25 protein-coding genes are annotated in these 24,609 nt (G+C 63.5%); 15 read left to right on the forward strand and 10 right to left on the reverse strand.

The genetic code is table 11. The features are described from left to right. Window positions 1-21: 21 nt before the first annotated feature. The 13 genes from M1D43_RS00630 to ureG all read left to right on the forward strand — a co-directional run bounded on the left by M1D43_RS00630 (window position 22) and on the right by ureG (window position 8,569). The gene (locus M1D43_RS00630) at window positions 22-999 is read left to right on the forward strand and encodes a 2-hydroxyacid dehydrogenase (protein WP_498814048.1); all 978 of its coding nucleotides are present in this window, start codon (window positions 22-24) and stop codon (window positions 997-999) included. Window positions 1,000-1,064: 65 nt separating this feature from the next. Beyond that, window positions 1,065-1,898 carry an urease accessory protein UreD gene (locus tag M1D43_RS00635; protein WP_010969965.1) on the forward strand — a complete coding sequence of 278 codons (834 nt, stop codon included), beginning with the start codon at window positions 1,065-1,067 and terminating at the stop codon, window positions 1,896-1,898. Between the two features lie 28 nt (window positions 1,899-1,926). Further along, the gene (locus M1D43_RS00640) at window positions 1,927-2,229 is read left to right on the forward strand and encodes an urease subunit gamma (RefSeq protein ID WP_003525618.1); all 303 of its coding nucleotides are present in this window, start codon (window positions 1,927-1,929) and stop codon (window positions 2,227-2,229) included. Between the two features lie 12 nt (window positions 2,230-2,241). Further along, window positions 2,242-2,496, forward strand: a complete 255-nt coding sequence (locus tag M1D43_RS00645) for a DUF1272 domain-containing protein (protein ID WP_107608246.1) — start codon at window positions 2,242-2,244, stop codon at window positions 2,494-2,496. A gap of 11 nt (window positions 2,497-2,507) precedes the next feature. Beyond that, entirely contained in the window at window positions 2,508-2,813 is a 306-nt protein-coding gene (locus M1D43_RS00650) for an urease subunit beta (RefSeq protein WP_003525615.1), read from the forward strand. Next, entirely contained in the window at window positions 2,810-3,229 is a 420-nt protein-coding gene (locus M1D43_RS00655) for a lysozyme inhibitor LprI family protein (RefSeq protein WP_153314557.1), read from the forward strand. The genes M1D43_RS00650 and M1D43_RS00655 overlap by 4 nt, the downstream gene beginning before the upstream one ends. A gap of 3 nt (window positions 3,230-3,232) precedes the next feature. Continuing rightward, window positions 3,233-3,883 carry a Urease operon accessory protein gene (locus M1D43_RS00660; protein ID WP_153314555.1) on the forward strand — a complete coding sequence of 217 codons (651 nt, stop codon included), beginning with the start codon at window positions 3,233-3,235 and terminating at the stop codon, window positions 3,881-3,883. A 3-nt stretch (window positions 3,884-3,886) separates the two neighbouring features. Further along, window positions 3,887-5,599: an urease subunit alpha gene (gene ureC / locus M1D43_RS00665; RefSeq protein ID WP_003525612.1), complete on the forward strand. Its 1,713-nt coding sequence runs from the start codon at window positions 3,887-3,889 to the stop codon at window positions 5,597-5,599. A 167-nt stretch (window positions 5,600-5,766) separates the two neighbouring features. Next, window positions 5,767-6,306, forward strand: a complete 540-nt coding sequence (locus tag M1D43_RS00670) for a peroxiredoxin (RefSeq protein WP_013844776.1) — start codon at window positions 5,767-5,769, stop codon at window positions 6,304-6,306. Window positions 6,307-6,495: 189 nt separating this feature from the next. Further along, the gene (locus M1D43_RS00675) at window positions 6,496-6,792 is read left to right on the forward strand and encodes a putative quinol monooxygenase (protein WP_027993121.1); all 297 of its coding nucleotides are present in this window, start codon (window positions 6,496-6,498) and stop codon (window positions 6,790-6,792) included. A 1-nt stretch (window position 6,793) separates the two neighbouring features. After that, window positions 6,794-7,258 (forward strand): urease accessory protein UreE, encoded by a 465-nt coding sequence (ureE, locus tag M1D43_RS00680; RefSeq protein WP_028009917.1) that lies wholly within the window; start codon window positions 6,794-6,796, stop codon window positions 7,256-7,258. Next, entirely contained in the window at window positions 7,251-7,922 is a 672-nt protein-coding gene (locus tag M1D43_RS00685) for an urease accessory protein UreF (protein WP_153314554.1), read from the forward strand. The genes ureE and M1D43_RS00685 overlap by 8 nt, the downstream gene beginning before the upstream one ends. A gap of 35 nt (window positions 7,923-7,957) precedes the next feature. Beyond that, window positions 7,958-8,569: an urease accessory protein UreG gene (gene ureG, locus M1D43_RS00690; RefSeq protein WP_153314553.1), complete on the forward strand. Its 612-nt coding sequence runs from the start codon at window positions 7,958-7,960 to the stop codon at window positions 8,567-8,569. A gap of 302 nt (window positions 8,570-8,871) precedes the next feature. Here ureG and M1D43_RS00695 read toward each other — a convergent pair whose 3' ends face one another. The 7 genes from M1D43_RS00695 to M1D43_RS00725 all read right to left on the reverse strand — a co-directional run bounded on the left by M1D43_RS00695 (window position 8,872) and on the right by M1D43_RS00725 (window position 18,032). Next, window positions 8,872-12,183, reverse strand: a complete 3,312-nt coding sequence (locus M1D43_RS00695; protein ID WP_028003093.1) for an efflux RND transporter permease subunit — start codon at window positions 12,181-12,183, stop codon at window positions 8,872-8,874. 15 nt (window positions 12,184-12,198) lie between these two features. Further along, window positions 12,199-13,386, reverse strand: a complete 1,188-nt coding sequence (locus M1D43_RS00700; RefSeq protein WP_153314552.1) for an efflux RND transporter periplasmic adaptor subunit — start codon at window positions 13,384-13,386, stop codon at window positions 12,199-12,201. 604 nt (window positions 13,387-13,990) lie between these two features. Next, window positions 13,991-14,983, reverse strand: a complete 993-nt coding sequence (locus tag M1D43_RS00705; protein ID WP_003525601.1) for an ABC transporter substrate-binding protein — start codon at window positions 14,981-14,983, stop codon at window positions 13,991-13,993. A 29-nt stretch (window positions 14,984-15,012) separates the two neighbouring features. After that, window positions 15,013-15,882 (reverse strand): ABC transporter permease, encoded by an 870-nt coding sequence (locus M1D43_RS00710; RefSeq protein WP_003525600.1) that lies wholly within the window; start codon window positions 15,880-15,882, stop codon window positions 15,013-15,015. After that, complete coding sequence (locus M1D43_RS00715) at window positions 15,879-16,763, reverse strand: ABC transporter permease (RefSeq protein ID WP_013844772.1); 885 nt, start codon at window positions 16,761-16,763, stop codon at window positions 15,879-15,881. Before M1D43_RS00715 ends, M1D43_RS00710 begins: the two co-directional genes overlap by 4 nt. 2 nt (window positions 16,764-16,765) lie before the next feature. Continuing rightward, window positions 16,766-17,251, reverse strand: a complete 486-nt coding sequence (locus M1D43_RS00720; protein ID WP_010969950.1) for a GNAT family N-acetyltransferase — start codon at window positions 17,249-17,251, stop codon at window positions 16,766-16,768. Continuing rightward, window positions 17,241-18,032 (reverse strand): ABC transporter ATP-binding protein, encoded by a 792-nt coding sequence (locus M1D43_RS00725; RefSeq protein ID WP_027993125.1) that lies wholly within the window; start codon window positions 18,030-18,032, stop codon window positions 17,241-17,243. The genes M1D43_RS00720 and M1D43_RS00725 overlap by 11 nt, the downstream gene beginning before the upstream one ends. 121 nt (window positions 18,033-18,153) lie before the next feature. On the opposite strand from M1D43_RS00725, the gene M1D43_RS00730 reads away from it, so the two are divergent. Then, entirely contained in the window at window positions 18,154-18,567 is a 414-nt protein-coding gene (locus tag M1D43_RS00730; RefSeq protein WP_027993126.1) for a cupin domain-containing protein, read from the forward strand. A 51-nt stretch (window positions 18,568-18,618) separates the two neighbouring features. On the opposite strand, the gene hydA is transcribed toward M1D43_RS00730, so the two are convergent. Both hydA and M1D43_RS00740 read right to left on the reverse strand, forming a co-directional pair. Next, window positions 18,619-20,073, reverse strand: a complete 1,455-nt coding sequence (hydA, locus tag M1D43_RS00735) for a dihydropyrimidinase (protein WP_153314550.1) — start codon at window positions 20,071-20,073, stop codon at window positions 18,619-18,621. A 176-nt stretch (window positions 20,074-20,249) separates the two neighbouring features. Further along, on the reverse strand, window positions 20,250-21,500 hold the full coding sequence (locus M1D43_RS00740) for a Zn-dependent hydrolase (protein WP_153314548.1): 1,251 nt from the start codon (window positions 21,498-21,500) through the stop codon (window positions 20,250-20,252). A 278-nt stretch (window positions 21,501-21,778) separates the two neighbouring features. On the opposite strand from M1D43_RS00740, the gene rutR reads away from it, so the two are divergent. Further along, window positions 21,779-22,420: an HTH-type transcriptional regulator RutR gene (rutR, locus tag M1D43_RS00745; protein WP_003525590.1), complete on the forward strand. Its 642-nt coding sequence runs from the start codon at window positions 21,779-21,781 to the stop codon at window positions 22,418-22,420. 392 nt (window positions 22,421-22,812) lie between these two features. On the opposite strand, the gene cyaC is transcribed toward rutR, so the two are convergent. Beyond that, window positions 22,813-24,486 (reverse strand): adenylate cyclase CyaC, encoded by a 1,674-nt coding sequence (gene cyaC, locus M1D43_RS00750; protein ID WP_153320496.1) that lies wholly within the window; start codon window positions 24,484-24,486, stop codon window positions 22,813-22,815. Window positions 24,487-24,609 lie beyond the last annotated feature (123 nt).

The following is a 24,609-nucleotide window of genomic DNA, read 5'->3' on the forward strand; positions in this document are numbered from 1 at the left end:
CGGAAGGATTCCGGGAGACAAATGATGACCGCCAAGCCGCGCATTCTTATCACTCGCCGCTGGCCGCAGGCCGTGGAGCGGGTTTTGGCCGAAAGGTTCGATACAGTCCTCAACGAGGAGGACCGGCCGCTCGACAGGAGCGCGCTCGCAGACGCCTTGCGCAATTTCGATGCGGTGCTGCCGACCGTCTCGGACCGGCTGCCGGCCGATGTTTTCACGGGCGGAGGTCTTCGCACCCGGATCCTCGGCAATTTCGGCGTAGGCTACAATCACATCGACGCCGGAGCTGCCAAGGATGCCGGAATCGTGGTGACGAATACGCCCGGCGTTCTGACCGATTGCACCGCGGACCTCGCCGTGTCGCTGCTCCTCGCCGCCGCGCGCCGGACCGGGGAAGGCGAGCGGCAGGTGAGGGAGAGCGCCTGGGACGGGTGGCGGCCGACCCACATGATCGGAACGAAGGTGACGGGCAAGACGCTCGGCATCATCGGCTTCGGGCGCATCGGAAAAGCCATGGCGAAGCGCTGCCATTTCGGCTTCGACATGGACATCGTCTTCTACAACCGCTCCAGGGTAGCGCCGGAGGAAGCGGCGCGCTTCGGGGCCCGCCAGCTCGATACGGTCGAGGACGTGCTCAAGGCAGCGGACTTCGTATCGCTGCATTGCCCGGGCGGCGGCGAGAACCGGCATTTGATCAACGCGGCGGGCCTTGCGGCAATGAAGCCGGGCGCCTATCTCATCAACACGGCGCGGGGCGATGTCGTGGACGAAGAGGCATTGATCGAGGCCCTTGAGAAGGGCGTGATCCGCGGCGCCGGGCTCGATGTCTATGAGGCGGAGCCTGACGTTCCCACCCGTCTGCGAGCGCTCGAAAACGTCGTGCTGCTGCCGCATCTCGGCAGTGCCACGGAGGAGACGCGCACGGCAATGGGGATGAAGGTCGTCGACAACATCACGGCGTTCTTCGCGGGCCTGGAGCCGCCGGACCGGGTGACGTGATCTCGGCACTTCGGCAACGCGGTTCGGGCGAAGACCCGTCCGCAGGGGAGCTTCGGCAAACGTCCATGGAACCGGCAGCGATCATCGCACCGCAGCGGGCGAGGGGAGAGGGGCGGCTCGTCGCCAAGGCTGAAGGCGGCCGCACGCGCATCGCCGAGCTCTACCAGGAAGGCTGCGCCAAGATCCGTCTGCCGAAGACCTTCGATGCCTCGATGGAGGCCGTGCTCATCAATTCGTCGGGCGGCGTGACGGGCGGTGACCGGCTTTCCTGGGAGTTCAGGGCGGGCAAAGGCACGAAACTCACGCTGACGACGCAGGCCTGCGAGAAGGTCTACAAGGCAGCCGCCGGCACGGCCGAGATTGCGACGCGCATATCGGTCGCCGCCGGCGCTCACGTCGACTGGCTGCCGCAGGAGACGATTCTCTTCGATCGGTCGGCCCTGTCGCGGAGCCTCGAGGTCGACCTCGCCGCCGATGCATCCTTTCTCGCGGTGGAGGCCGTTCTGATCGGCCGCAAGGCCATGGGCGAGGAGGTGCGCGCCGGCCTCTTCCGCGACAATTGGCGAATTCGAAGCGGCGGCAGGCTGATCCACGCGGAGAACCTCGCCTTGGCCGGCGACATCGCGGCGCTTGCGTCCCGGCGAGCGGTGCTCGACGGCGCTGCCGCCTTCGCGACCCTCGTCTATGCCGCGCCGGACTGCGAGTCGCAGCTTTCCAAACTGCGCTTGGCGCTCGCGGGACATGCCCTGTCCGGCGTCAGCCACTACGACGTCGGCGGTCGCGACAAGATCGTCGCCCGCGTTGCTGCGGCCGATGGGTTCGCGCTCAGAAAAATCCTCATCCCGCTCATTTCGCACTTGCGTAAAGACGCGTCAGTGCCGAAAGTCTGGACTCTCTGATCCCTGCAATCGATCTGGACGGCGACGCATGAATCTCACTCCGCGCGAAAAAGACAAGCTGTTGATTTCCATGGCGGCGATGGTCGCGCGCCGGCGGCTCGAGCGGGGCGTGAAACTCAATCATCCCGAGGCGATCGCCCTCATCACCGACTTCGTCGTGGAAGGCGCGCGAGACGGCCGTTCCGTCGCCGAGCTGATGGAGGCAGGCGCCCATGTTCTCACCCGCGATCAGGTGATGGAGGGCATTGCGGAGATGATCCACGACATCCAGGTCGAGGCGACTTTTCCCGACGGGACGAAGCTCGTCACCGTCCACGAGCCTATCCGTTAACGAGGAGGCACCATGCTCAGCCTGCGTCCGAACTGCGAATGCTGCGATCGAGACCTGCCACCCGATAGCGGCGATGCGATGATCTGCACCTTCGAGTGTACCTTTTGCGCCGGCTGTGCGGAAACGAAGCTTGGCGGGACTTGCCCGAATTGCGGCGGCGAACTGGTTCGGCGCCCGGTGCGGCCCGCGGCAATGCTGAAGAAATATCCGGCATCGACGGAGCGCGTCCTGAAGCCTCAGGGCTGTGCGCCCGAACGAGCCGCCTGAGGGGAACGAACATGATTCCAGGTGAGATTATCGCCGCCGCCGGTGAGATCGAGTTGAATGCGGGCCTCGAAACCGTCAGCATCGAGGTTGCCAACTCCGGGGACCGACCGGTGCAGGTCGGTAGCCATTATCATTTCGCCGAGACCAATCCGGGCCTGATCTTCGACCGTGACGCCGCGCGCGGCAAGCGGCTCGACATTCCTGCGGGTACGGCCGTCCGCTTCGAGCCGGGACAGACACGGCAGGTGACGCTCATCCCGCTTTCGGGAAAACGCGAGGTTTTCGGCTTCCGCCAGCAGGTCATGGGGAAGCTATGAGAGCGGCCGCTCCTGCTTTGAGCCTGTTGTTGTGCTGCACGGCTTCCGCCGATGCGCAACAGCCTGAGCCGGATTGCCGGAAGGCCGTGACCCAGATGGATCTCAACATTTGCGCCGATCAGGACTACCGGGCGGCGGATGCGGAGCTGAACAAGACCTACCGCCTTGCGGTCGCGGCCATGCAGGCGACCGACAAGGAGCTTGGCGACATTGATGCGGCTTACGCCGGAGCGCTCGAGGCACTGAAAAAAGCCCAGCGGGCCTGGATCGGCTATCGCGACGGCCAATGCGAACTCGCCGGGTTCGAGGCGGGGGGCGGCTCGATGGAACCCATGCTGGTCTCCGGTTGCCTCGCAGAGCTGACACGCAAGCGCACCGCCGAGCTCAAGGAACTCATGGAATCAGCGGAGAATTGATCATTGGAAAGCGGCCGCGTCATCATGATCGTTGGCAATGGTGACGTGCCCGAGGGCGCTGCCGCGACGATCGATGCAGCCGATCTGGTGATCCGTTTCAACGATTGCCGCTCGGTCGGGAAGGGCGGCAGCAGGACCGATATCATCGCCGTCTGCAACACCGGCCGCCCGGCACTGTCGATGCTCGGCGGCGGGCGCTGGAAGACGAGTGCGGCGGTACGGCAGGCACGCGAGCTATGGAGCGTCCGCTCCGGAGCCAGGTTCGCCGCGATGCGGGCAGCACTTGCCGGGACCCATCCGGATCTCGACGATTTCTGCGACGACTATACGGCCGGCTTCGAGAGCTTCGCGCGGGCTACGGCACGCAAGCACCGGGTCATCGCGGCCGAGACGCATGACCGGCTGGAGCGCGATCTCGCCCGCTTCGCGCCGTCGCCTTACGTCGCGCCGTCGAGCGGTCTGGTGGTGATTGCCGACATCGTGTCGAGCTTTGCCGCAGCCGGCGACGATGTCGTGCTTGCCGGCTTCGGCCATATCGGCTGGCAGTGGCACCCATTCGCCGCCGAGCGCCGCTATGTCGATGCGCTCGCAGCGCAAGGGCGGCTTCGCCGACTTCATCCATTTGCCTCTTCAGATTTGCCCCAGGGAGCCTGATCCATGTCCTACAGAATGTCGCGCGCGGCCTATGCCAACATGTTCGGTCCGACCGTGGGCGACAAGGTGCGCCTCGCCGACACCGAGCTCTTCATCGAGGTCGAGAAGGATTTCACCACGCATGGCGAGGAGGTGAAGTTCGGGGGCGGCAAGGTCATCCGTGACGGCATGGGCCAAAGCCAGGTGACGCGCGAAGGCGGCGCGGTCGACACGGTGATCACCAATGCGCTTATCCTCGATCATTGGGGGATCGTGAAGGCGGATATCGGGCTGAAGGACGGGCGGATCGCGGCAATAGGCAAGGCCGGCAATCCGGACATGCAGCCGGGCGTCACCATTATCGTCGGCCCGGGTACGGAGGTCATCGCCGGCGAGGGCAAGATCGTCACGGCCGGGGGCATGGACAGCCATATACACTTCATCTGCCCGCAGCAGATCGAAGAGGCGTTGATGAGCGGCCTGACCTGCATGCTCGGCGGCGGGACGGGACCGGCGCACGGTACGCTCGCCACGACCTGCACGCCCGGACCGTGGCACATCGCCCGCATGATCGAAGCGGCCGATGCGTTTCCGATGAATCTCGCCTTTGCGGGCAAGGGTAATGCGTCGCTGCCTGGCGCGCTCGTGGAAATGGTACTCGGCGGCGCGACCTCGCTGAAGCTGCACGAGGATTGGGGCACGACGCCGGCCGCAATCGACTGCTGCCTCTCCGTCGCCGACGAATACGACGTGCAGGTCATGATCCATACCGACACACTCAACGAAAGCGGCTTCGTCGAGGATACGATCGCGGCGATCAAGGGCAGGACGATCCACGCCTACCACACGGAAGGCGCCGGCGGCGGGCATGCGCCTGATATCATCAGGATCTGCGGCCAGCCGAACGTCATCCCGTCCTCGACCAATCCGACGCGGCCCTATACGGTGAACACGCTTGCGGAACATCTCGACATGCTGATGGTATGCCATCACCTGTCGCCCACCATTCCGGAAGACATCGCCTTCGCCGAAAGCCGCATCCGCAAGGAGACGATCGCAGCGGAGGATATCCTCCACGATATCGGCGCCTTCTCGATCATTTCCTCCGACAGCCAGGCGATGGGGCGGGTCGGCGAGGTGGCGATCCGCACCTGGCAGACCGCCGACAAGATGAAGCGCCAGCGCGGACGGCTCAAGGAGGAGACCGGCGACAACGACAATTTCCGGGTCAAGCGCTACATCGCCAAATATACGATCAACCCGGCGATAGCCCATGGCCTCAGCCATGAGATCGGCTCGCTCGAGGTCGGCAAGCGCGCCGATCTGGTCCTCTGGAATCCCGCCTTCTTCGGCGTGAAGCCCGACATGGTGCTTCTCGGCGGCACGATCGCCGCAGCACCCATGGGCGACCCGAACGCCTCCATCCCCACGCCGCAGCCGGTCCACTACCGGCCGATGTTCGGCGCCTATGGAAAGAGCCGGACCAACTCCTCGGTCACCTTCGTCTCGCAGGCGTCGCTCGATGCCGGGCTCGCCGGCAGGCTCGGCGTCGCCAAGGAGCTCGTCGCTGTCCAGAATACCCGCGGCGGCATCGGCAAGGCGTCGATGATCCACAACAGCCTGACGCCGCATATCGAGGTCGACCCGGAAACCTACGAGGTCCGCGCCGACGGCGAGCTCCTGACCTGCGAGCCGGCGACGGTGCTGCCGATGGCGCAGCGGTATTTCCTGTTCTGAGCCGAACAGACATGCATCGGTCGCATGGCTGCCATGCGGGAGGTCTCCAACCGTCGCTTTGATGCTGCACTGCAGCGGAAATTTCGTTAGGAAGTGCTCTCGCTTTCCGCCGGCGCGCCTGTCCTCCCAAGACTGCGCCGCCGGCAGCCAGTTCTTAGGAGATGATGATGCTCGGCAGAAAAGTTCCCGCTGTAACCTTCCGCACCCGCGTCCGCGACGAGTCCGTCGGCGGTTCCAATCCGTTCCGCTGGCAGGACGTTACCTCGGACGACTATTTCGCCGGCAAGCGCGTCGTGCTGTTTTCGCTGCCGGGTGCTTTCACCCCGACCTGCTCGACCTACCAGCTGCCGGACTTCGAAAAGCTCACCTCCGAATTCCGGACTCTCGGGATCGACGAGATCTACTGCGTCTCCGTCAATGACGCCTTCGTGATGAACGCCTGGGGCAAATCGCAGGGCCTCGAGAACGTCAAGCTCATTCCGGACGGTTCGGGCGAGTTCACCCGCAAGATGGGCATGCTCGTCGCCAAGGACAATCTCGGCTTCGGCATGCGCTCCTGGCGCTATGCCGCCGTCATCAACAACGGCGTTGTCGAGCAGTGGTTCGAAGAGGAAGGCTACTCCGACAACTGCGACAGCGATCCCTACGGCGTCTCCTCGCCGCAGAACATCCTCGCGGCGCTGAAGTCCAAGAAGCTCGCCGCCTGATCCCGATTTTACCGAATCGATAAAGCCCCGGCTGCCGCAAGCAGGTTCCTGAAAATCCACGCGATTTTCGCCTTCTTGCTGGTGCCGGGGCTTTTTCTTGCTACAGTGAAGACTTCCAGGAGGAGCGGATGCGGGGGCGCGAACCGTGCACGTTTCCTCGTTTCACCGGTAAGGGGAATGCAGAAATCCATGGTTTACATCATTGCATATCTGACGGCGCATGCGGGCAAGGGCGACGAGGTCGTGGCACTGACGACGCCGCTGATCGAAGCGACGCTGAAAGAGGCCGGTTGCGTCAGCTATGAGCTCTATCGCAAGCCCACGGATTCCGATGCGCTGGTGTTCGTCGAAACATGGAAGGACAGGGCGGCTATCGATGCGCATTTCGCCGAACCGCATCTGAAGGCCTTTCAGACGGCGGCGGCGAATCTTTTGGCGAGCGCCCGCGTCGAGATCGTGCATCCGGAAAAGATCGAGGTGGTCTGACGTGCCCTATCGCTCGACCGAAGTTCTTTCGCCCGGTCCCGGCGAAAGGGCGCCGCTTCATCGCTTGACCCTGACGCATGAGCAGCGCCATCTGCGCCGCAAGCTCCTGCACCTCGAAAACGACGATGTGGTGATGCTGGATCTCAAGGAGCCCGTGATGCTCGCCGATGGCGATCTTCTGGTGCTCGAGGGAGGCGGCCATATCGAGGTGAAGGCGGCAGCGGAAGCGCTTTACGACATCCGCGCGCGAAACCCGCTGCACCTGATGGAGCTTGCCTGGCATCTCGGCAACCGGCACCTCCCGGCGGCGGTGGAAGAGGGGCGGATTCTGATCGCCCGCGACCCGGTCATTCGCGCGATGCTGGAGGGCCTTGGCGCGACCGTCGATGAAGTGAACGAACCCTTCCATCCCCTGCACGGCGCCTATCACCAACACGGTCACGGCGATCACCACCGCCATGGCTGAGCATGCCGATACGCAGGCGCTCCTGCGTCTCGTTACCTGGCTCTCGCCCGCCTTTCCGGTCGGCTCCTTCTCCTATTCCGGCGGTCTGGAGCAGGCGATTCATGACCGGCTTGTCACCGGTGTCGACGATTTGCGGTTCTGGTGCGAAACGCTCCTGGATCACGGCACGACGTGGAACGACGCGCTGCTTCTGGCGGAAGGTTACCGTGCATGTGACGATGCCGCGCGGTTGATTGCGGCATCGGAACTGGCCGAAGCGCTGGCCGGATCGCGCGAGCGGCATATGGAAACCATGCTCCTCGGCGAAGCATTCCTGGCCGCCGCCGGCCACTGGCCGCACGCGTCGCTCGAATTCCCTGGCGCGAGGGCCGCCTATCCGGTGGCGGTCGGCGCGGTCGCCGGAGCGCACCGCACCGGCCTCGAAGCGGCGCTCGCCGCCTTTCTCAACGCCACCATATCGAACGCGGTGTCGGTGGCCATCCGCTGCGGCGTTACCGGCCAGCGCGACGGGGTCGGCATGCTTGCGCGAATGGAGAAAACGATAGGGGCGGTGGCAACGCGCGCCGCGCGCGCCTCGCTCGATGATCTTGGCGCCGCGACGATCATCGCCGACATTGCCTCGCTGAGACACGAGATATTGCATTCACGATTGTTCCGCACTTAACGGAACAACGGACGGACTTCGAAAGGATAGAAAAGATGCCATCGAAAAACGGTCCTCTGCGCGTCGGTATCGGCGGTCCGGTCGGATCCGGAAAGACGGCGCTCACCGACAAGCTCTGCAAAGCCATGCGGGAGAAATATTCCGTCGCGGTGGTCACGAACGACATCTACACCAAGGAAGATGCCGAGGCGCTGGTGCGCATGCAGGCCTTGCCTTCGGAGCGGATCGTCGGAGTCGAGACGGGCGGATGCCCCCACACGGCGATCCGCGAAGATGCATCGATCAATCTTCAGGCGATCGCCGATCTCAACCGCCGCATTCCCGATCTCGATGTCGTCTTCATCGAGTCGGGAGGGGACAATCTGGCAGCGACCTTCTCGCCCGATCTCGCGGATCTTACGATTTATGTGATCTCGGTCTGCCAGGGCGAGGAAATTCCGCGCAAGGGCGGACCGGGCATCACCAGGTCCGATCTGCTGGTGATCAACAAGAAGGATCTCGCCCCTTACGTCGGTGCCGACCTCGGGGTCATGGAACGCGACGCGGCCCGGATGCGAGCCGAAAAGCCGTTCGTGTTCTCGGATATGAAACGCGGCGACGGGGTGGAGCGGATCGTAGAGTTCCTGACGGTGCACGGGGGGCTCTAGATCACGATGTTTAGGTCGGTCGGCCTAAAAACATGAACGTGATTTGCTGCGAGATGGATGATGGCGCTTCTCCTCCTCCTCATCTCTGTGCTTGTCACAGAGATCCAGCAGCGCCGCGTCTGCGGCGCGGGAAGAGTTCTTTCAGCCCAAGGACTTGGTCTGGCTGGATCCCTGTGACGGGCACAGGGATGAGGAAATCAAACAAGCCGCCGCAGGTATCCCGAATCTCAACAGGCCTTAGATCACGTTGTTTTTAGACCGGGTCGACCCGCTCTGAGCAGCACCCCGGCGCAGCTCTCGTCCTATTCCGCGGCCAGCGCCGGATGGCTGATGACCTTGCCGTCGGACTTGCGGCGCTTCTCGTCTTCGAGCGCCTTGATGCGCTCTTCGAGGCTCTCGATCGTGCTGCCCTGTTCGGCGGCAAGCTTGCTCAGCGCCTCCTGGTCGAGCGGCAGTTCCTCCTCGTCCTTCTTGCCGATGAAGCGGCCGAAAGCCCAGGCGAGGAGACGCGACAGGTCGTCCATGATCAGGAAGAAGGACGGAACCACGACGAGGCTCAGGACCGTCGAAACGATGATGCCTCCGATGACGGCGATCGCCATCGGTGCACGGAAGGAACCGCCTTCGCCGACGCCCAGCGCCGAGGGCAGCATGCCCGCGGACATGGCGATCGAGGTCATGACGATCGGACGAGCCCGCTTCCGTCCGGCCTCGATCATGGCGAGCGTCCGGTCCATGCCGTGATGCATCATCTCGATACCGAAGTCGACGAGCAGGATGGCGTTCTTGGTGACGATGCCCATCAGCATCAGGATACCGATCAGCACCGGCATCGACAGCGCGTTCTGAGTCAGGATCAAGGCGGCTGCCACGCCGCCGATCGCGAGCGGCAGCGAGAACAGGATGGTGAAAGGCTGTATCACATCCTTGAACAGGAGGATGAGCACGACCAGCACCATCATCAGACCCAGCAGCATGGCGTTGCCGAAGCTCTCCTGCATCTCTGCCTGCACCTCGGCGTCGCCGCTTTCAAGGAACTGGACCGTTTCAGGCAGATCGGCGTCGGCGGCGATTTCCCTGAAGCGGGCCGATGCCGTGTCGAGCGCCACGCCGGCGGGCAGGTCGGCGCCGAGCTTGACGACGCGGTAGCGGTCGTAGCGCTTGATGGAACTCGGCCCTTCCGCATAGTTGATGTCCGCGACGCTCGACAGCGGAACGGTCGCTCCGGATGCCGTCTGGACCTTCAGGTTGCGGATCGCCGCCAGGTCGGTGCGAAAATCACGGTCGAGCTGCACCCGGATCGGGATCAGGCGCCCATCGAGCGCAATCTTCGTCAACTGCGCGTCGATATCGCCGATCGTGGCGATGCGGATCACCTCGGAGATCTGCGCCGTCGTGATGCCAAGGCGCGACATCTGCTCGTCGCGCGGCCGGATCTGCAGTTCCGGTCGGGGCAGCGCTCCCTCGGGGCTAACGTTGGCAAGCAGCGGATCTCGGCGCAGATCCGCTTCCAGGGTGGCGACCGCCTCGTCGAGATCCGCCTCGTTGCTGGAAAGCAGGTTGAACGACAGATCACGCTCGCCGCGATCGTTCAGCTTGGTGACGCGGACATCGGGAATCGATCGCAATCGGGCGAAGATTTCCTTCTCGATCTCCGATTGCGGCTTGATCCGACCGGCCGGGGGCAGCTTCGGCAGGTATTGGCCGATCAGCGGTGTGCGGCCGATCACGTCGTTGACGACCTTGTTGATCAGCGAATGATCGAGCTTCTCGAGCAGCACCGTGACGGCAGCGCGTCGCAGTTCGAGGTCGCCCTTGGGCGAGGCGCCGCCGAGTACGAAGACGTTTTCCACGCCGTCGATATCCTTGACGCGATTGTAGATCTCGGTGGTGGTCCGGTCCGTATCCGCGAGCATTGCGTCCGGCGGCAGTTCGATGGACAGGCTGACGCGCGAGCTGTCTTCCGGCGGCAGGAAGCTGCCCGGGACGAAGACGAGCAGCGCGACCACGGAACCGACCGAGACCAGGATCGCCGCAAGCAGCGTGGAGTAGCGCGTGTACCAGCGCTTCGTGGTGAAGCGTACGAGGCGCGTGTACTGGCGCATCATGAAGCCTTCATCGTCATGATGCCCGCTGACATCCGAAGGCTTCATCAGATAGGCGGCCATGACCGGCGTGATCAGGCGGGCGACCAGGAGCGAGAAGAACACCGAGACGGCGACCGTCAGGCCGAACTGGATGAAGTACTGTCCCGGAATGCCAGGCATGAAGGATACGGGCACGAAGACGGCGATGATCGTGAAGGTGGTGGCGATCACCGCAAGGCCGATCTCGTCCGCAGCCTCGATCGCTGCGCGGTAAGGCGACTTGCCCATGCGGATATGACGCTCGATGTTCTCGATCTCCACGATCGCATCGTCGACGAGAATACCCGTCGCGAGCGTCATCGCCAGGAAGCTGACGAGGTTCAGCGAGAAGCCGAGCAGTTCCATCACCCAGAAGGTGGGGATGGCTGAGAGCGGCAGTGCGACCGCCGAGATCAAGGTCGCGCGCCAGTTGCGCAGGAACAGCATAACCACGATGACGGCGAGCACGGCGCCCTCGATCAGCGTATGAATCGCCGCTTCGTAGTTGCCGTAGGTGAAGTAGACCGAATCGTCCACCATCTCGATGGAGACATCCGGATGCTTCGCGCGGATTTCATCGAGCGTCTTGCCGACGGTTTCCGCGACCGACACTTCGCTCGCCCCCTTGGCGCGGAACACGGCGAAGGTGACGCCCGGCTGCCCGTTGAAGCGGGAGAACGACTTCGGCTCCTCATAGGTGTCGATCACCTTGCCGAGTTCCGACAGACGGACGAAGCGGCCGTTCGGCAGCGAGATCATCGTACCCGCCAGCGCCGTTACGTCGCGCGTGTCGCCCAATGTGCGGATCGCCTGTTCGCTGCCGCCGACCTGGCCGCGGCCGGAACCGAGGTCCATGTTCATTCGGCGAAGCTGGGCGTTGACGTCGGCGGCGCTGATGCCGAAGGAATTCAGACGGTCCTCATCGAGCTCGACCCGGACCTCGCGGTCGGAGCCGCCGTAGCGGTCGACACGGCCGATGCCGGTTTGGCCCTGGATGGCGCGCTTGATCGTGTCGTCGACGAACCAGGAGAGCTCTTCCAGCGTCATGCCGGGCGACGAGACGGAAAATGTCTGGATCGCCTGGCCTTCCACATCGACCTTGGAAACGATCGGCTCTTCGATCGAGGTCGGCAGGTCGCTTCGGATGCGGTCGATGGCATCCTTGACATCCTGCACGGCCTGCGTCGTCGGGACTTCCATGCGGAAGATGACGGCGGTCGTCGAAATGCCGTCGGTGATCGTCGACTCGATATGGTCGACGCCGGAGACGCCGGCGACCGCGTCCTCGATCTCCTTGGTGACCTGGGTTTCCAGTTCGGCGGGCGCCGCACCGCTCTGTGTGACGGCGATCGAAACGATCGGCACGTCGATGTTCGGGAAGCGCGTGATGGGCAGCGAATTGAACGACTGCCATCCGAGCACCACGAGCACGAAAAACGCCAGGATGGGCGCGACCGGATTGCGGATGGACCAGGCGGAGAAGTTCATGGTCTCATGTTCCCGTCAGTTGGTTGCCGGCTCGGCGGATTCGACCGGATTGATGCGGTCGCCATCGCGCACATAGGCACCGGCCTTCGCCACCGCCTGCTCACCCGGTTTGATGCCGGAGAGTATCTCGATGAATTGTCCGTCCTGAATGCCCGTTTCGACAGGTACCAGGCGCACGACGCCGTCTTCGACCTTGCGGACGATGGACTTGCCGTCTTCCGATGTAACGGCCGTTTGCGGCAAAACCACCGCTTCCTTCTGCTCCGCCACGATCACTGCGCTGGCATACATGCCCGCGCGCGCCTTGGATGCGTCGGTCAGGCTGATACGCACCGTGCCGAGGCGGGTCTGCGGGTCGACCGTGGGCGCGATCAACCGGATCTTCCCCTCGATCGTGGTGGTGCTGCCGGCAAGCTTGACCGTGGCTGTCTGCCCCACGGCAAGCTTGATGACATCGGACTCGGCGACATCGGCCCACATCTCGATTTCGCCGTCGCGAATGATCGCGAACAGCGGCTCGCCGCTGCCGCTGGCGATCGCACCCACCTTGGCGTTCTTTCGCGAGATGACGCCGCTGACCGGCGCCTTAACGGCGGTTCGTGCGAGACGCAGGTCGACGTCGTCTATCTGGGCCTGCACCACCTTGATATCTGCCGTTGCGACGCTCACCGACTGCTCGGCCGAGCGGACGCGTGCGCGGCCCGCGGCAGCGAGCGCTTTCAAGCGGTCGGCCTCGGCCGTCGATACCGTACCGTTCTTGGAAAGCTGCACGGCACGCTCTGCCACACGCGTCGCCTCCTCCGAATTGGCCGTCACTTCGGCAAGCTGGGCGTGCAGCTGGGCAAGCGACGCCTCGGCCTTTGCGAGATTGGCCTCGAGCTGGCTCTTCTGCAGGAGCAGCGCGTCCTCATTGAGCACGGCGAGCGTGCCGCCTTCCTCGACCCGGTCGCCGACATCGACGTTGAGCGACCGGATGGCAAGTCCATCGACCAGCGGAGAGACGTAGATCTCGTCCACCGCCTCGATCGAACCGGTCGCAATGACGCGGTCGGTAATCGCACGCTCCGTCGCTTCGGTCACGACGATGGATGGCGGCGCCTGTTTTTGCGGGGACTTGACGGCCTCTTCGGCCGAAGCGCTTACAAGCGCGGACAGGAGCATCGCTGCACAAGCGCCGACGAGAGGCAGGAGTTTCTGAGCCATAGGCCTGTTTTCCCGAAGCTGAAGCAAACATGCCCGATCACGCCCGCGCAGGGGCGAATATCCGGCCGCAATCACGCTATTTCACCTACAGCGCCGCGCGTCTTGCCGGACGCGCAAGGACCGCTGCAGCACTTTGAATTGCTGCCCGGGGCAGCGGTGTCAAACCACAGGCACCGGACGGGAAGAAAATTCCCTGATGGGCAACCCTAAAGAAATAAAGATTCCTCCATACGCTTGCCCTCCAGTCAAACGTTCCGGCCTATGTAGTCGCCGGAGCAAATGCTTACAAGAGCGGCGAAGCAATGGTGCCTCACTATTTCTACTGTCATGCGTCTTCGGATGCAATACGGGTGCAACCTGAAGGTAGTCTTAACAACCACGGCAGGATGCGAGATTTTCGCCGTTCGACAGCGAGCCCTCCACGCTAAGCCATTGGAATCGAGCTTTTCTGGTGCCGGCGGGCTTCGGTCGGTGCGCTTCTCCAGGGTAGTAACGCTGCGACCTTTAACCACGGGGTGCGAGTTCTCGCTGCTGCGGCAAGCGGCACAACTCCGCTGGGGAGCGCGAGGCGAGGGCCACGCGCTCCTTCCGTTCGTGTGGAGTCCTACTTAAGCGCCGCGTCCGTGATGTCGTGCGTCCAGGCGCCTTCCGGCTCCTTGGATATGACCGGGTCGGAGCCGCCGGCCAGCAGCGACTGGACGGTGCGCTTGTAATCCGCCTCGTCGAGGGCGCCGCTGGAACCTGCAGTCAGCTTGGCGACTTCGCCCATCATGCGCTTCTGGTGCTTTTCCGTCTGCGCGCCGGTGGAGTCGTTCTCGAGTACGATATCGGCCGCCTCGTCCGGATTCTCCTCGGCATATTTCCAGCCCTTCATCGAGGCGCGGACGAACTTCACCATCTTGTCCTTGAAGGCCTCGTCCTTGAGCTTGTCCTCGAGCACGTAGAGGCCGTCTTCGAGCGTGGCGACGCCCTGGTCCTCATATTTGAAGGTGACCAGATCCTCCGGCTTGATGCCGGCGTCGATGACCTGCCAGTATTCGTTGTAGGTCATGGTGGAGATGCAGGCGGCCTGCTTCTGGATCAGCGGATCGACGTTGAACCCCTGCTTCAACACGGTCACGCCATCCGGTCCGCCATCCGTCGGGATCTTCAGGTGCGACATCCAGGAGAGGAACGGATATTCGTTGCCGAAGAACCAGACGCCGAGGGTCTTGCCCTTGAAGTCTTCGGGACCCTTCACTCCGGATTCCTTCAGACAGGTGAGCATCATGCCCGATGTCTTGAAGGGCTGGGCGATATTGACGAGCGGTACGCCCTTTTCGCGCGTGGCCAGCGCGGAGGGCATCCAGTCGACGATGACGTCGGCGCCGCCGCCGGCAATCACCTGCGCCGGTGCGATATCCGGGCCGCCGGGCTTGATTTCGACGTCGAGGCCCTCTTCCTCGTAAAAGCCCTTGTCCTTCGCCACGTAGTAGCCGGCGAACTGGGCCTGGGTCACCCACTTCAGCTGAAGTGTGACCTTTTCGGCGGCATTGGCATGGAAGGCCGCGAGCGAAAAGACGCCCGCTGCCAGCAGAGATGCAAGTTTCTTGTTCATTCCAGTTCCCTCTTATCGTTGCTTCATTGTCAGGTCCGGCCACTGCGGATGGACGGATGCCAGAAGGTGACGGCGCGTTCGATGAGCGCGACCACCCCGTAGAAGACGGAGCCAGCCACCGCCGCTACGGCGATTTCGGCCCAGACCATGTCGACATTCATGCGGCCCACTTCCGTGGAGATCCGGAAGCCCATGCCGACGATGGGCGTTCCGAAGAATTCGGCCACGATCGCACCGATCAGCGCCAGCGTGGAGTTAATCTTGAGAGCGTTGAAAATAAAAGGCCAGGCGGCCGGCAACCGGAGCTTGACGAGTGTCTGCCACCAGGAGGCGGCATAGGTGCGCATCAGATCGCGCTCCATGTGGCTGGCGGCCGCAAGCCCCGAAACCGTGTTCACCAGCATCGGGAAGAAGGTCATGATGACGACGACCGCCACTTTCGACTGCCAGTCGAAGCCGAACCACATGACCATGATCGGGGCGACACCGATGACGGGGAGGGCGGAGACGAAATTGCCAAGTGGCAGCAGCCCCTTCTGCAGGAAGGGCGAACGATCGATGAGGATTGCGACGACGAAGCCGAGGCCGCAGCCGAGCGCGTAGCCGGTCAGCACGGATTTCAAGAAGGTCTGCCGGAAATCGGCCGCCAGCGTCGGCAGCGAATTGATCAGCCGCTGCCAGATCATCGAGGGCGCCGGCAATAGCACCGATGGAACGGCGAAGCCGCGGACGATGCCTTCCCAGAGGACGAGTATGGTGATGCCGAAGAGGAGAGGCACGGCAACACGTGCCGCGTTGTTCGCGGCGTCGCTTGCGAACTGCTTTCGGACCAGCCATTCGTTGACGGCCCAGGCAGCGAGCCAGAAGAGGATGGCGCCCGCGAGAGCGGCAAGGTTCATGGTTTTGCCCCCATGCGCTTCAGGACGGCCGTATGCGCCAGGCCGACGATCATGACGAGGACCGCGGCGAGTGCCGCAGCCATGAACAGCGCCGCCCAGATCTGTACGGTCTGTCCGTAATAGGACCCGGCGAGCAGGCGTGCGCCGAGTCCGGCGACCGCGCCGGTCGGGAGTTCGCCGACGATGGCGCCGACGAGCGAGATCGCGACGGCAACCTTCAACGAGGTGAAGAGATAGGGCATGGACGAAGGCCAGCGCAGCTTCCAGAAGGTCTGAGCGGGCGAGGCGTTATAGGTGTGCATCAGGTCGAGCTGGATCGTTTCGGGGCTGCGCAGCCCCTTGACCATGCCGACGACAACCGGGAAGAACGAAAGATAGGTGGAAATCAGCGCCTTCGGAAGCAGGCCGGAAATGCCGATGGCGTTGAGCACGACGATGATCATCGGCGCGATCGCCAGGATCGGTATCGTCTGACTGGCGATCACCCAGGGCATGAGCGATCGGTCCATTGCGCGGTTGTGGACGATACCGACGGCCAGCAGCACGCCCAGCACCGTGCCGATGCCGAAGCCGAGCAAAGTGGCCGAAAGCGTGATCCAGGCATGATAGACCAGGCTGCGCTTCGAGGTGATCGCCTTATTGGCGGTCGTATCCCAGATCTCGGCGATCACCTGGTGCGGAGCAGGCAGCACCGGGCGTTCCTGGGCCATGGTATTGCGGAGGATTTCGGAAAAGCCGATCTCGGTGCCGGCGCGGGCGGCGGTATCCCGTTCGAAAGGTGCGTTCAGGAAGACCGATGCGACGTACCAGCCCGCGATCAACAGGAGGACGACGGTGGAGACGGGAAGGAGCTTGTCCTTGAGGAGGCTTTCCTCGCGCATGGTCAGGCCTCCCTTTCGCGCAACGGTTCGGAGCGCCAGTGGTACAGAATGTCCGGCAGGCCCTCCTCGTTGTCGCCGCCCGTTCTGCGCACCGGCAGGAAGCCCTCACGTTCATAGAAGCGCTGGGCGCCACCGTTGTGTTCAAATGTCCAAAGCTTGAGCTCGGATCTCGCGCGTTTCTTGGCTTCGCGGATGAGGGTGGTTCCGATTCCGACGCCTCTGTGCCGTTCATCCAGATAGAGCGCGGTGACGAAGCCATCCGCGGACAGAGCGAGGAAGCCGGCGATTTCGCCCCGACAGTCGGCAACGATGACGGGTCCGTTTGCAAAGACGCTTTCCCGGTAATGCCGCTCCACATCCTCCTGCGGATGAACCCGCGGCATCCACGGTGTGGCGTCTATCCAGCGATTGAGAATACCGGCGCATGCCGGCATGTCCGCCAAGGTCGCATCGCGACAGGACACTTGAGCGGCGCGGCTACTCGTCATAGCTGTGCCCCGCTCTCAAGCCCTCGCGCACGCGATGCGCGATCTCGAGGAATTCCGGCGTTTCCCGAATGCCGAGCGGACGTTCCCTCGGTAGGGTCGATTCGATGACGTCCGTCACGCGGCCGGGGCGGGGGCTCATGACGATGATCTTGGTCGAGAGGTAGACCGCTTCCGGAATGGAGTGCGTGACGAAACAGATGGTCTTGTCGGTGCGCGCCCAGAGCTTGAGGAGTTGCTCGTTCAAATGGTCGCGGACGATCTCGTCGAGCGCCCCGAAGGGCTCGTCCATCAAAAGGAGATCGGCATCGAAGGCCAGCGCCCGGGCAATCGACGCGCGCTGCTGCATGCCGCCGGACAGCTGCCAGGGATATTTCTTGCCGAAGCCCGAGAGGTTGACGAGTTCCAGCGTCCGCTCGATCCGCGCCTTCCGGTCCTCGCTGGAGTAACCCATGATCTCCAGCGGCAGCGCGATGTTTTTTTCGATCGTGCGCCAGGGATAAAGGGCGGCCGCCTGGAAGACATAGCCATAGGCGCGCCGCCGGCGGGCCTCCTCGGGCGTCATGCCGTTGACGGAAATGGTGCCGGCCGTCGCCTTTTCGAGATCGGCGATGACGCGCAGAAACGTCGTCTTGCCGCAGCCGGACGGGCCGATGAAGGAGACGAAGTCGCCCTTGACCACGTCGAGATTCACGCCGGTAAGTGCATTGACCGGTCCGTCGCTGGTCTCGAACGTCAGGCCGAGGTTCCGGGCCGAGACCACGGAGGCGGGATTGGATGTCATGGACGGATTCTCATTATCGACTGCCTGTGTCAGACTGCTATCCGGACCCGCAACATGCAATGGCGGATTTGCCGGCGAGGTCGCCTGCTGTTGGCTTTTCAGCGTATTCTGGAGGACGGTCATGTCTCGATCACCCAATCCTGGCTGTCACGTGGTCCGCCCGGGCGATGCCTTTGCCGGCAAGCAGGGGCTCGATTATTTCGAGGGTATTGCCGCGGAAACGGTCGGCTCCACCGGCATCTGCATGCATCTCGTGACCATGCCGCCCGGTGCGCGCGCCAAGGCACATCTTCATGAGACCCACGAAACGGCGATCTACGTGCTCTCCGGCGAAGCGCACACCTGGTTCGGCGAGCGGCTCGAAGAACACGTGATCACCAGGGCGGGAGATATGCTCTACATTCCCCCCGGCGTGCCGCACCTCCCGGCGAACCTCTCGGACGCCCCTTGCACGGCGGTGATCGCCCGGACGGACCCGAAAGGAAACGAGAGCGTCGTGCTGCTGCCCGAGCTCGACGGGCTGGTGCCCTCCTGACTGCCCGGGTACGGTTTTTTCTCTAAAGGCACAGGGCTGCGGCATCTCGGATCAGACGCCGCTTGCGGGAATGCCGCTGCGCTGCACCGCCCGTGGCGCCGTCACTTCCTTCCAGGTGGAAAGCGCGGTGCTGACCGCCGGGAAGGGATCGCGCCGGACGAATTCGCCGTGGCCCTCCTGCGTCTTCACGGTTCCTTCCTCGATCGAAACCACGCTGCGCGTCAGCGTGAAGCGCGGCAGACCGGTGACCGTCTTTCCCTCGAAGACGTTGTAGTCGATCGCCGATTGCTGCGTCTTCGCCGAGATCGTCTTGGAGCGCTTCGGGTCCCAGACGACAAGGTCCGCATCGGCGCCGACGAGGATCGCCCCCTTCTTCGGATAGATGTTCAGGATCTTGGCGATGTTGGTGGAGGTTACCGCCACGAATTCGTTCATGGTGATGCGGCCGGTCGCAACACCATAGGTCCAGAGCATCGGCATGCGGTCTTCCAGCCCACCGGTGCCGTTCGGGATCCTGGTGAAATCGCCGACGCCGAAGCGCTTCTGCTCGGTCGTGAAGGCGCAATGGTCGGTCGCGACCACCTGGAGCGAACCGGAGGCAAGCCCCGCCCAGAGGCTGTCCTGGTGAAGTTTGTTGCGGAAGGGCGGCGACATCACCCGGCGGGCGGCGTGGTCCCAATCCTTGTCGAAATATTCGGTCTCATCGAGCGTCAGGTGCTGGATCAAGGGCTCGCCGAAGACGCGCATGCCCTTGGCGCGGGCGCGCCGGATCGCTTCATGCGCCTGTTCGCACGAAGTATGAACGATGTAGACGGGACAGCCGGCCATGTCGGCGATCATGATCGCGCGGTTGGTGGCCTCGCCCTCGACTTCTGCCGGACGCGAATAGGCATGTGCCTCCGGGCCGCTATTGCCTTCCGCCAGCAGCTTCGCCTGCAGTTGCGCCACCACGTCGCCGTTTTCGGCGTGGACCAGCGGCAGCGCGCCGAGCGCCGCACAGCGCTGGAAGGAGGAGAACATCTCGTCGTCGTCCACCATCAGCGCGCCCTTGTAGGCCATGAAGTGCTTGAAGGTGTTGATGCCCTTGTCCTTTACGATCGTCTCCATCTCGTTGAAGACCTGCTCGCCCCACCAGGTGATGGCCATGTGGAAGGAATAGTCGCAGTTGGCGCGCGTCGATTTGTTGTCCCACATGGTGAGCGCCTCGAGCAGCGACTGGCCGGGCGAGGGGAGTGCGAAATCGACGACCATGGTGGTGCCGCCGGCAAGAGCCGCGCGGGTCCCGCTTTCGAAATCGTCGGAGGAATAGGTGCCCATGAAAGGCATTTCGAGATGCGTATGCGGGTCGATGCCGCCCGGCATCACGTAGCAGCCCGTGGCGTCGAGCGTTTCGGCGCCGGAGAGATTCGGCCCGATTTCGACGATCCTGCCGCCTTCCACCTTTACATCGGCCTTGTAGGTCAGGTCGGCCGTGACGATGGTTCCACCCTTGATGACAGTGCTCATTGGTTCGTTCCCCTGGATGGTGCTTCGGCGGCTCGGGCCGCCTGCAGCGCCGCGCGTCTCAGACGCGCAAAGGACGCTGTAGCCTTTGAGTTGCTGCATGTTTTGTCCGTTGATCGGCTACGATCAAAGGAAACATGCAGTAGAAAAGGGCGGAACCACCGTCCCGCCCGCAAAACTCATTCCACGATTTCCGCCGTTTCGAGCACGGCGTGGAACAGGACGTCCGCACCGGCGGCCGCCCATTCCCTGGAAATATCCTCCGCCTCGTTATGGCTGAGCCCGCCGACGCAGGGGCACATGATCATCGTGGTCGGCGCGACCTTTGCGGCCCAGCAGGCATCGTGTCCGGCGCCGGAAACGAGATTCATGTGGCTGTAGCCGAGCTTCTCGGCGGCCCCGCGTACCGTCTCGACCAGCTTGGGGTCGAAGGTGACGGGGTCGAAATGCCCGACCGCCTCGATGGAACAGCCGACGCCGAGCCGCTCGCAGATTTTTGGCGCTTCGGCTTCGATCCGGGCGCGCATGCCGTCCAGTTTGGCCTGGTCGGGCGAGCGGATGTCGAGGGTGAACACCACTTTGCCCGGCAGGACGTTGCGCGAATTGGGCGAAAAGAACATCTGGCCGACGCCGCCGACGGCGCCCGGCTGGTTTTCCATGGCGACGGTCTGGACCATTTCGAGGATGCGCGCCATGGCGAGGCCTGCATTGACGCGCATGTCCATCGGCGTCGAGCCGGTATGCGCTTCCCTGCCGGTCAGCGTGAACTCCAGCCACCAGAGGCCCTGACAGTGCGTGACGACGCCGATCTGCTTGTTCTCGGCCTCGAGGATAGGCCCCTGTTCGATGTGGTATTCGAAATAGGCGTGCATCTTGCGCGCCCCGACCTCTTCATCGCCGAGCCAGCCGATGCGCTTCAGTTCGTCGCCGAAGCTCTTTCCTTCGGGATCCTTGCGGGCATAGGCGTACTCGAGGGTATGGATCCCGGCAAAGACGCCGGAGGCGAGCATGGCAGGCGCAAAACGCGCGCCTTCCTCGTTGGTCCAGTTGGTCACGACGATCGGGTGTTTCGTCTTGATGCCGAGGTCGTTCATCGTGCGTACGGCCTCGAGGCCGCTCAGGACGCCGAGGACCCCGTCGAACTTGCCGCCGGTCGGCTGTGTGTCGAGATGCGAGCCGATATGGACGGGCAGCGCATCCGGATCGGTACCGGGTCGCGTTAGGAACATGGTGCCCATCTTGTCGACGCCCATGGAGAGCCCCGCCTCTTCGCACCAGGACTGGAAAAGCCGGCGACCTTCGCCGTCCGCATCCGTCAAGGTCTGGCGGTTGTTGCCGCCGGCAACGCCGGGGCCGATCTTCGCCATTTCCATCAACGAATCCCATAGACGGTCGGCATTGACGCGCCTATTCTCGCCAGGTGCTGCCATGGCGTTCTCCTCTATTGTCGGCCAGTCCCTCCCCGGGATAGCCCTCATGTTCCCGTCGGCCAAATCGGGGCCTTGTTGTGATGCCCTTCGATCAGGCGTTGCCTTTGTCGGCAATCTGACTGATAATTTGACCGGTTGGTAAACATTACAACTTCCGTGGCGGCACTCAAGCCGGAAAAAGAAAAAAACAGGAGTTGTTGCTCAAAAAAACGGCGCGTCCGATTTTTGGGCAGCCCGCGCCGGACGTCATATGCCTGGGGGTATGGACAGGGGACGAGATGGTACTTCCGAGAGCGGCTAGAACCCAGAGGCGCACGCGCATTCAGGAGGAGAAGGAGGAGCAGATCCTCGAGGCGGCGCTGGAGGTGTTTTCCGCAAACGGCTTTCGCGGTTCGACGATCGATCAGATCGCCGACGTGGCGGGCATGTCGAAGCCGAACCTGCTCTATTATTTCCGCACCAAAGAGGCGATGCATCGCGCGCTGATAGACCGCGTTCTCGACACCTGGCTCGATCCGCTGCGCGCGTTCGATGCCGAGGGCAATCCGGTCGCCGAGATCCGCAGCTATATCCGCCGCAAGCTCGAAATGGCGCGCGACTTCCCGCGCGAAAGCCGGCTGTTCGCCAATGAGGTCCTGCAGGGCGCCCCGCGTATCGTGGACGAGCTCAAGGGTCCGCTGAAGCAACTGGTGGACGAGAAGGCCGAGGTCATCCGCAGCTGGGCCAAGGCGGGCAAGATCGCAAAATGCGACCCTTATCACCTGATCTTCGCCATCTGGTCGACGACGCAGCACTATGCCGACTTCGACGTTCAGGTGCGCGCCGTGCTCGGCCAGGAGAATGCCGGCGAGGGGCGCTTCGAGGACGCCGCACGCTTTCTAGAGCGGCTGTTCGTCGACGGGCTGCAGGTGCGGGAGTAGGGGCTTTTTGGCGAAAAGCTTTGCGGCATGCCCCTCATCCGCCTGCCGCCACCTTCTCCCCGCAGGCGGGGAGAAGGGACAAGCGGCGCCAACTGAACCCCGCATTCACCGCCCGCCCGAGGGAGCGAGCGGGCGCGGCATATCCCTTCTCCCCGCCTGCGGGGAGAAGGTGGCGGCAGCCGGTTGAGGGGCAATCCCGACCGAGCGGGGTTGAGCCGGTTGGGTTCCCGAAGGATCCCTTTCATGAGCAGTATCCGCCGCACCGGCGCGCAAGAGATATGTGCATGCCGTAGGCTTTCGACGGGGAGAAGGGACTCGCGGCTCGCGTCTTGCGTCTCTCCGTCCCCTCTCTCCCGCGCGAGGGGAGAGGGTGAGGGGCAAATCGGGGCTGGTCAACCCTGCATCGGCAGCGAAAGCGAGAGCTGCGCCGCGTCACCGATGATCCAGGTTTCCAGAGTCGCCTTGCGGCCCCGCAGGCTGATTTCGAGCCGTCTGTGGCCTTCGAAGCTGAGGCCGGCGCGCTCGACCAGTTCGGCGGAAACGGCAAGCTCGACGTCGTGCTCCTTCGCGAGGCCTTCCAGCCGGCTCGCCGTATTGATCGTGTCGCCGACGACCGTGAGCGAGGTTGCCTGGCCGTAGCCCATTTCGCCGATGATCGCCGGGCCCGCGTGGAGGCCGATGGCGAGCCTCAGTGGCTGCTCGAGCTCCCCTTCGAAGGTCTGGTTCAGCGCCCGGATTCCCTGCGACAACCGGGCGGCGGCCGAAAGTGCCTGGCGGCAGGCCTCCGGCAGAGGGGTCTTCAGTCCGAAGATCGCGAGCGCCCCGTCGCCGATGAACTTGTCGACGACGCCACCGGAACCTTCGACGGCTTCGCCGACGACTTCGAAATAGCGGTTGAGCAGAAAGACCGTGTCGTAGGGCAGCCGGTGCTCGGCGATGCGGGTGAAATCACGCAGGTCGCAGAAGAGCACGGCGACACGGCGCTCGCGTCCGCCGGCGTTCTGGCGGGCAAGCTGCGTCTTGATCCCGAGGCTGTCGGTGTCGAGGATGGGCACGACGCTCACATTGTGCACGGGTCGGAACTGGCAGGCGAGGCGTACGTTCTCGGGAGCGCCGATGCGGGTCAGCGTCGCGAGTTCTGCAGCTTCCGGCGGCGGCTGGCCTTCGAGCCCCTGCGTTATCCGCACGCGACAGGTGGAACAGCGCCCGCGCCCGCCGCAGACGGAAACATGAGGAATTCCGGCCGCCCGGCTGGCCTCCAGAACGCTGAAGCCGAGGCTGACGGCGGCGACCCGGCCGTCCGGATAACGAATGCGAATACGGCCGCGCGCCGGCAGGGCGCGCAGAACGAGGGTGCCGCCGATCAGGCTTGCGAACCCGCCATAGAATGCCAGCCTGATCTTATCGAGAAGGTTAGGGTCGACGCGAGGTGCCTGGCTGGAATAGGCCCTGTCGCCGTAACCGCCATGTTCCGCGTAGTCGCGCTCCAGCGAACGGGCGCCGTTGACGAAGCCGAGCAGTGCGAAGATCGGCACCAGCAGGGCGACGGTATAGAGCAGCGTTTCGTATTTCGGAAACCAGGCGCGCCCGCGCATCCAGAACCAGGCGCCAAGACAGGCGTGACCCCAGACGACGATGAGCGCAAGCGACTGACGAGAGGTGTTGAACGAGCTTGACCAGAGGGTGCGCAGGATCGCGGGGTAGTCGGGATAAACACCTGAAAGAAGCGGCTCCACGCGGGCGGCGACCACGTGAGGCACGAGCAGAAAGGGCAGACTCAGGCCGAAGATGATCTTCAGGGCTTCGCCGACAGGCATGCGGAACGTTTGCCGCCGGTAGAGGCTGTCGAGCGCCATCAGGAAATGCAGCAGCAGCGCGCCGTAGAGGAGGGCCGTTCCGGGAATGCTCTGCCAAACCGAGGTGAATATCCGCCGGCCCGTTTCCATCGCATCGATCGAGACGAGCCCGAGCGCGTGATTCGAGAAGTGCAAGAGCACGAAAACGCCGAGTACGGCCCCTGAGATCAGGTGCATCTTCTTGCGCGTGCTGGCGGATAGAATCGTCAAACAAACTTGCCTGGGTCTGGCGGCCTTGGAGCGGCTCGCTTCGGTGTCCTCCTTATTTACCAGATCATCGGTGCCGGCAACTTACGTTTTCTAAACGAACTGTTTCGCTTTTCGGGTGTTGCG

Source organism: Ensifer sp. R1-3 (assembly GCF_056739175.1).

Bases quoted from the DNA above. Each gene is read 5' to 3' on its own strand.
- M1D43_RS00630 (WP_498814048.1), top strand. From the start codon at position 22: ATGATGACCGCCAAGCCGCGCATTCTTATCACTCGCCGCTGGCCGCAG.
- M1D43_RS00635 (WP_010969965.1), top strand. From the start codon at position 1,065: ATGGAACCGGCAGCGATCATCGCACCGCAGCGGGCGAGGGGAGAGGGG.
- M1D43_RS00640 (WP_003525618.1), top strand. From the start codon at position 1,927: ATGAATCTCACTCCGCGCGAAAAAGACAAGCTGTTGATTTCCATGGCG.
- M1D43_RS00645 (WP_107608246.1), top strand. From the start codon at position 2,242: ATGCTCAGCCTGCGTCCGAACTGCGAATGCTGCGATCGAGACCTGCCA.
- M1D43_RS00650 (WP_003525615.1), top strand. From the start codon at position 2,508: ATGATTCCAGGTGAGATTATCGCCGCCGCCGGTGAGATCGAGTTGAAT.
- M1D43_RS00655 (WP_153314557.1), top strand. From the start codon at position 2,810: ATGAGAGCGGCCGCTCCTGCTTTGAGCCTGTTGTTGTGCTGCACGGCT.
- ureC (WP_003525612.1), top strand. From the start codon at position 3,887: ATGTCCTACAGAATGTCGCGCGCGGCCTATGCCAACATGTTCGGTCCG.
- M1D43_RS00670 (WP_013844776.1), top strand. From the start codon at position 5,767: ATGCTCGGCAGAAAAGTTCCCGCTGTAACCTTCCGCACCCGCGTCCGC.
- M1D43_RS00675 (WP_027993121.1), top strand. From the start codon at position 6,496: ATGGTTTACATCATTGCATATCTGACGGCGCATGCGGGCAAGGGCGAC.
- M1D43_RS00685 (WP_153314554.1), top strand. From the start codon at position 7,251: ATGGCTGAGCATGCCGATACGCAGGCGCTCCTGCGTCTCGTTACCTGG.
- ureG (WP_153314553.1), top strand. From the start codon at position 7,958: ATGCCATCGAAAAACGGTCCTCTGCGCGTCGGTATCGGCGGTCCGGTC.
- M1D43_RS00695 (WP_028003093.1), bottom strand. From the start codon at position 12,183: ATGAACTTCTCCGCCTGGTCCATCCGCAATCCGGTCGCGCCCATCCTG.
- M1D43_RS00700 (WP_153314552.1), bottom strand. From the start codon at position 13,386: ATGGCTCAGAAACTCCTGCCTCTCGTCGGCGCTTGTGCAGCGATGCTC.
- M1D43_RS00705 (WP_003525601.1), bottom strand. From the start codon at position 14,983: ATGAACAAGAAACTTGCATCTCTGCTGGCAGCGGGCGTCTTTTCGCTC.
- M1D43_RS00710 (WP_003525600.1), bottom strand. From the start codon at position 15,882: ATGAACCTTGCCGCTCTCGCGGGCGCCATCCTCTTCTGGCTCGCTGCC.
- M1D43_RS00715 (WP_013844772.1), bottom strand. From the start codon at position 16,763: ATGCGCGAGGAAAGCCTCCTCAAGGACAAGCTCCTTCCCGTCTCCACC.
- M1D43_RS00720 (WP_010969950.1), bottom strand. From the start codon at position 17,251: ATGACGAGTAGCCGCGCCGCTCAAGTGTCCTGTCGCGATGCGACCTTG.
- M1D43_RS00725 (WP_027993125.1), bottom strand. From the start codon at position 18,032: ATGACATCCAATCCCGCCTCCGTGGTCTCGGCCCGGAACCTCGGCCTG.
- M1D43_RS00730 (WP_027993126.1), top strand. From the start codon at position 18,154: ATGTCTCGATCACCCAATCCTGGCTGTCACGTGGTCCGCCCGGGCGAT.
- hydA (WP_153314550.1), bottom strand. From the start codon at position 20,073: ATGAGCACTGTCATCAAGGGTGGAACCATCGTCACGGCCGACCTGACC.
- M1D43_RS00740 (WP_153314548.1), bottom strand. From the start codon at position 21,500: ATGGCAGCACCTGGCGAGAATAGGCGCGTCAATGCCGACCGTCTATGG.
- rutR (WP_003525590.1), top strand. From the start codon at position 21,779: ATGGTACTTCCGAGAGCGGCTAGAACCCAGAGGCGCACGCGCATTCAG.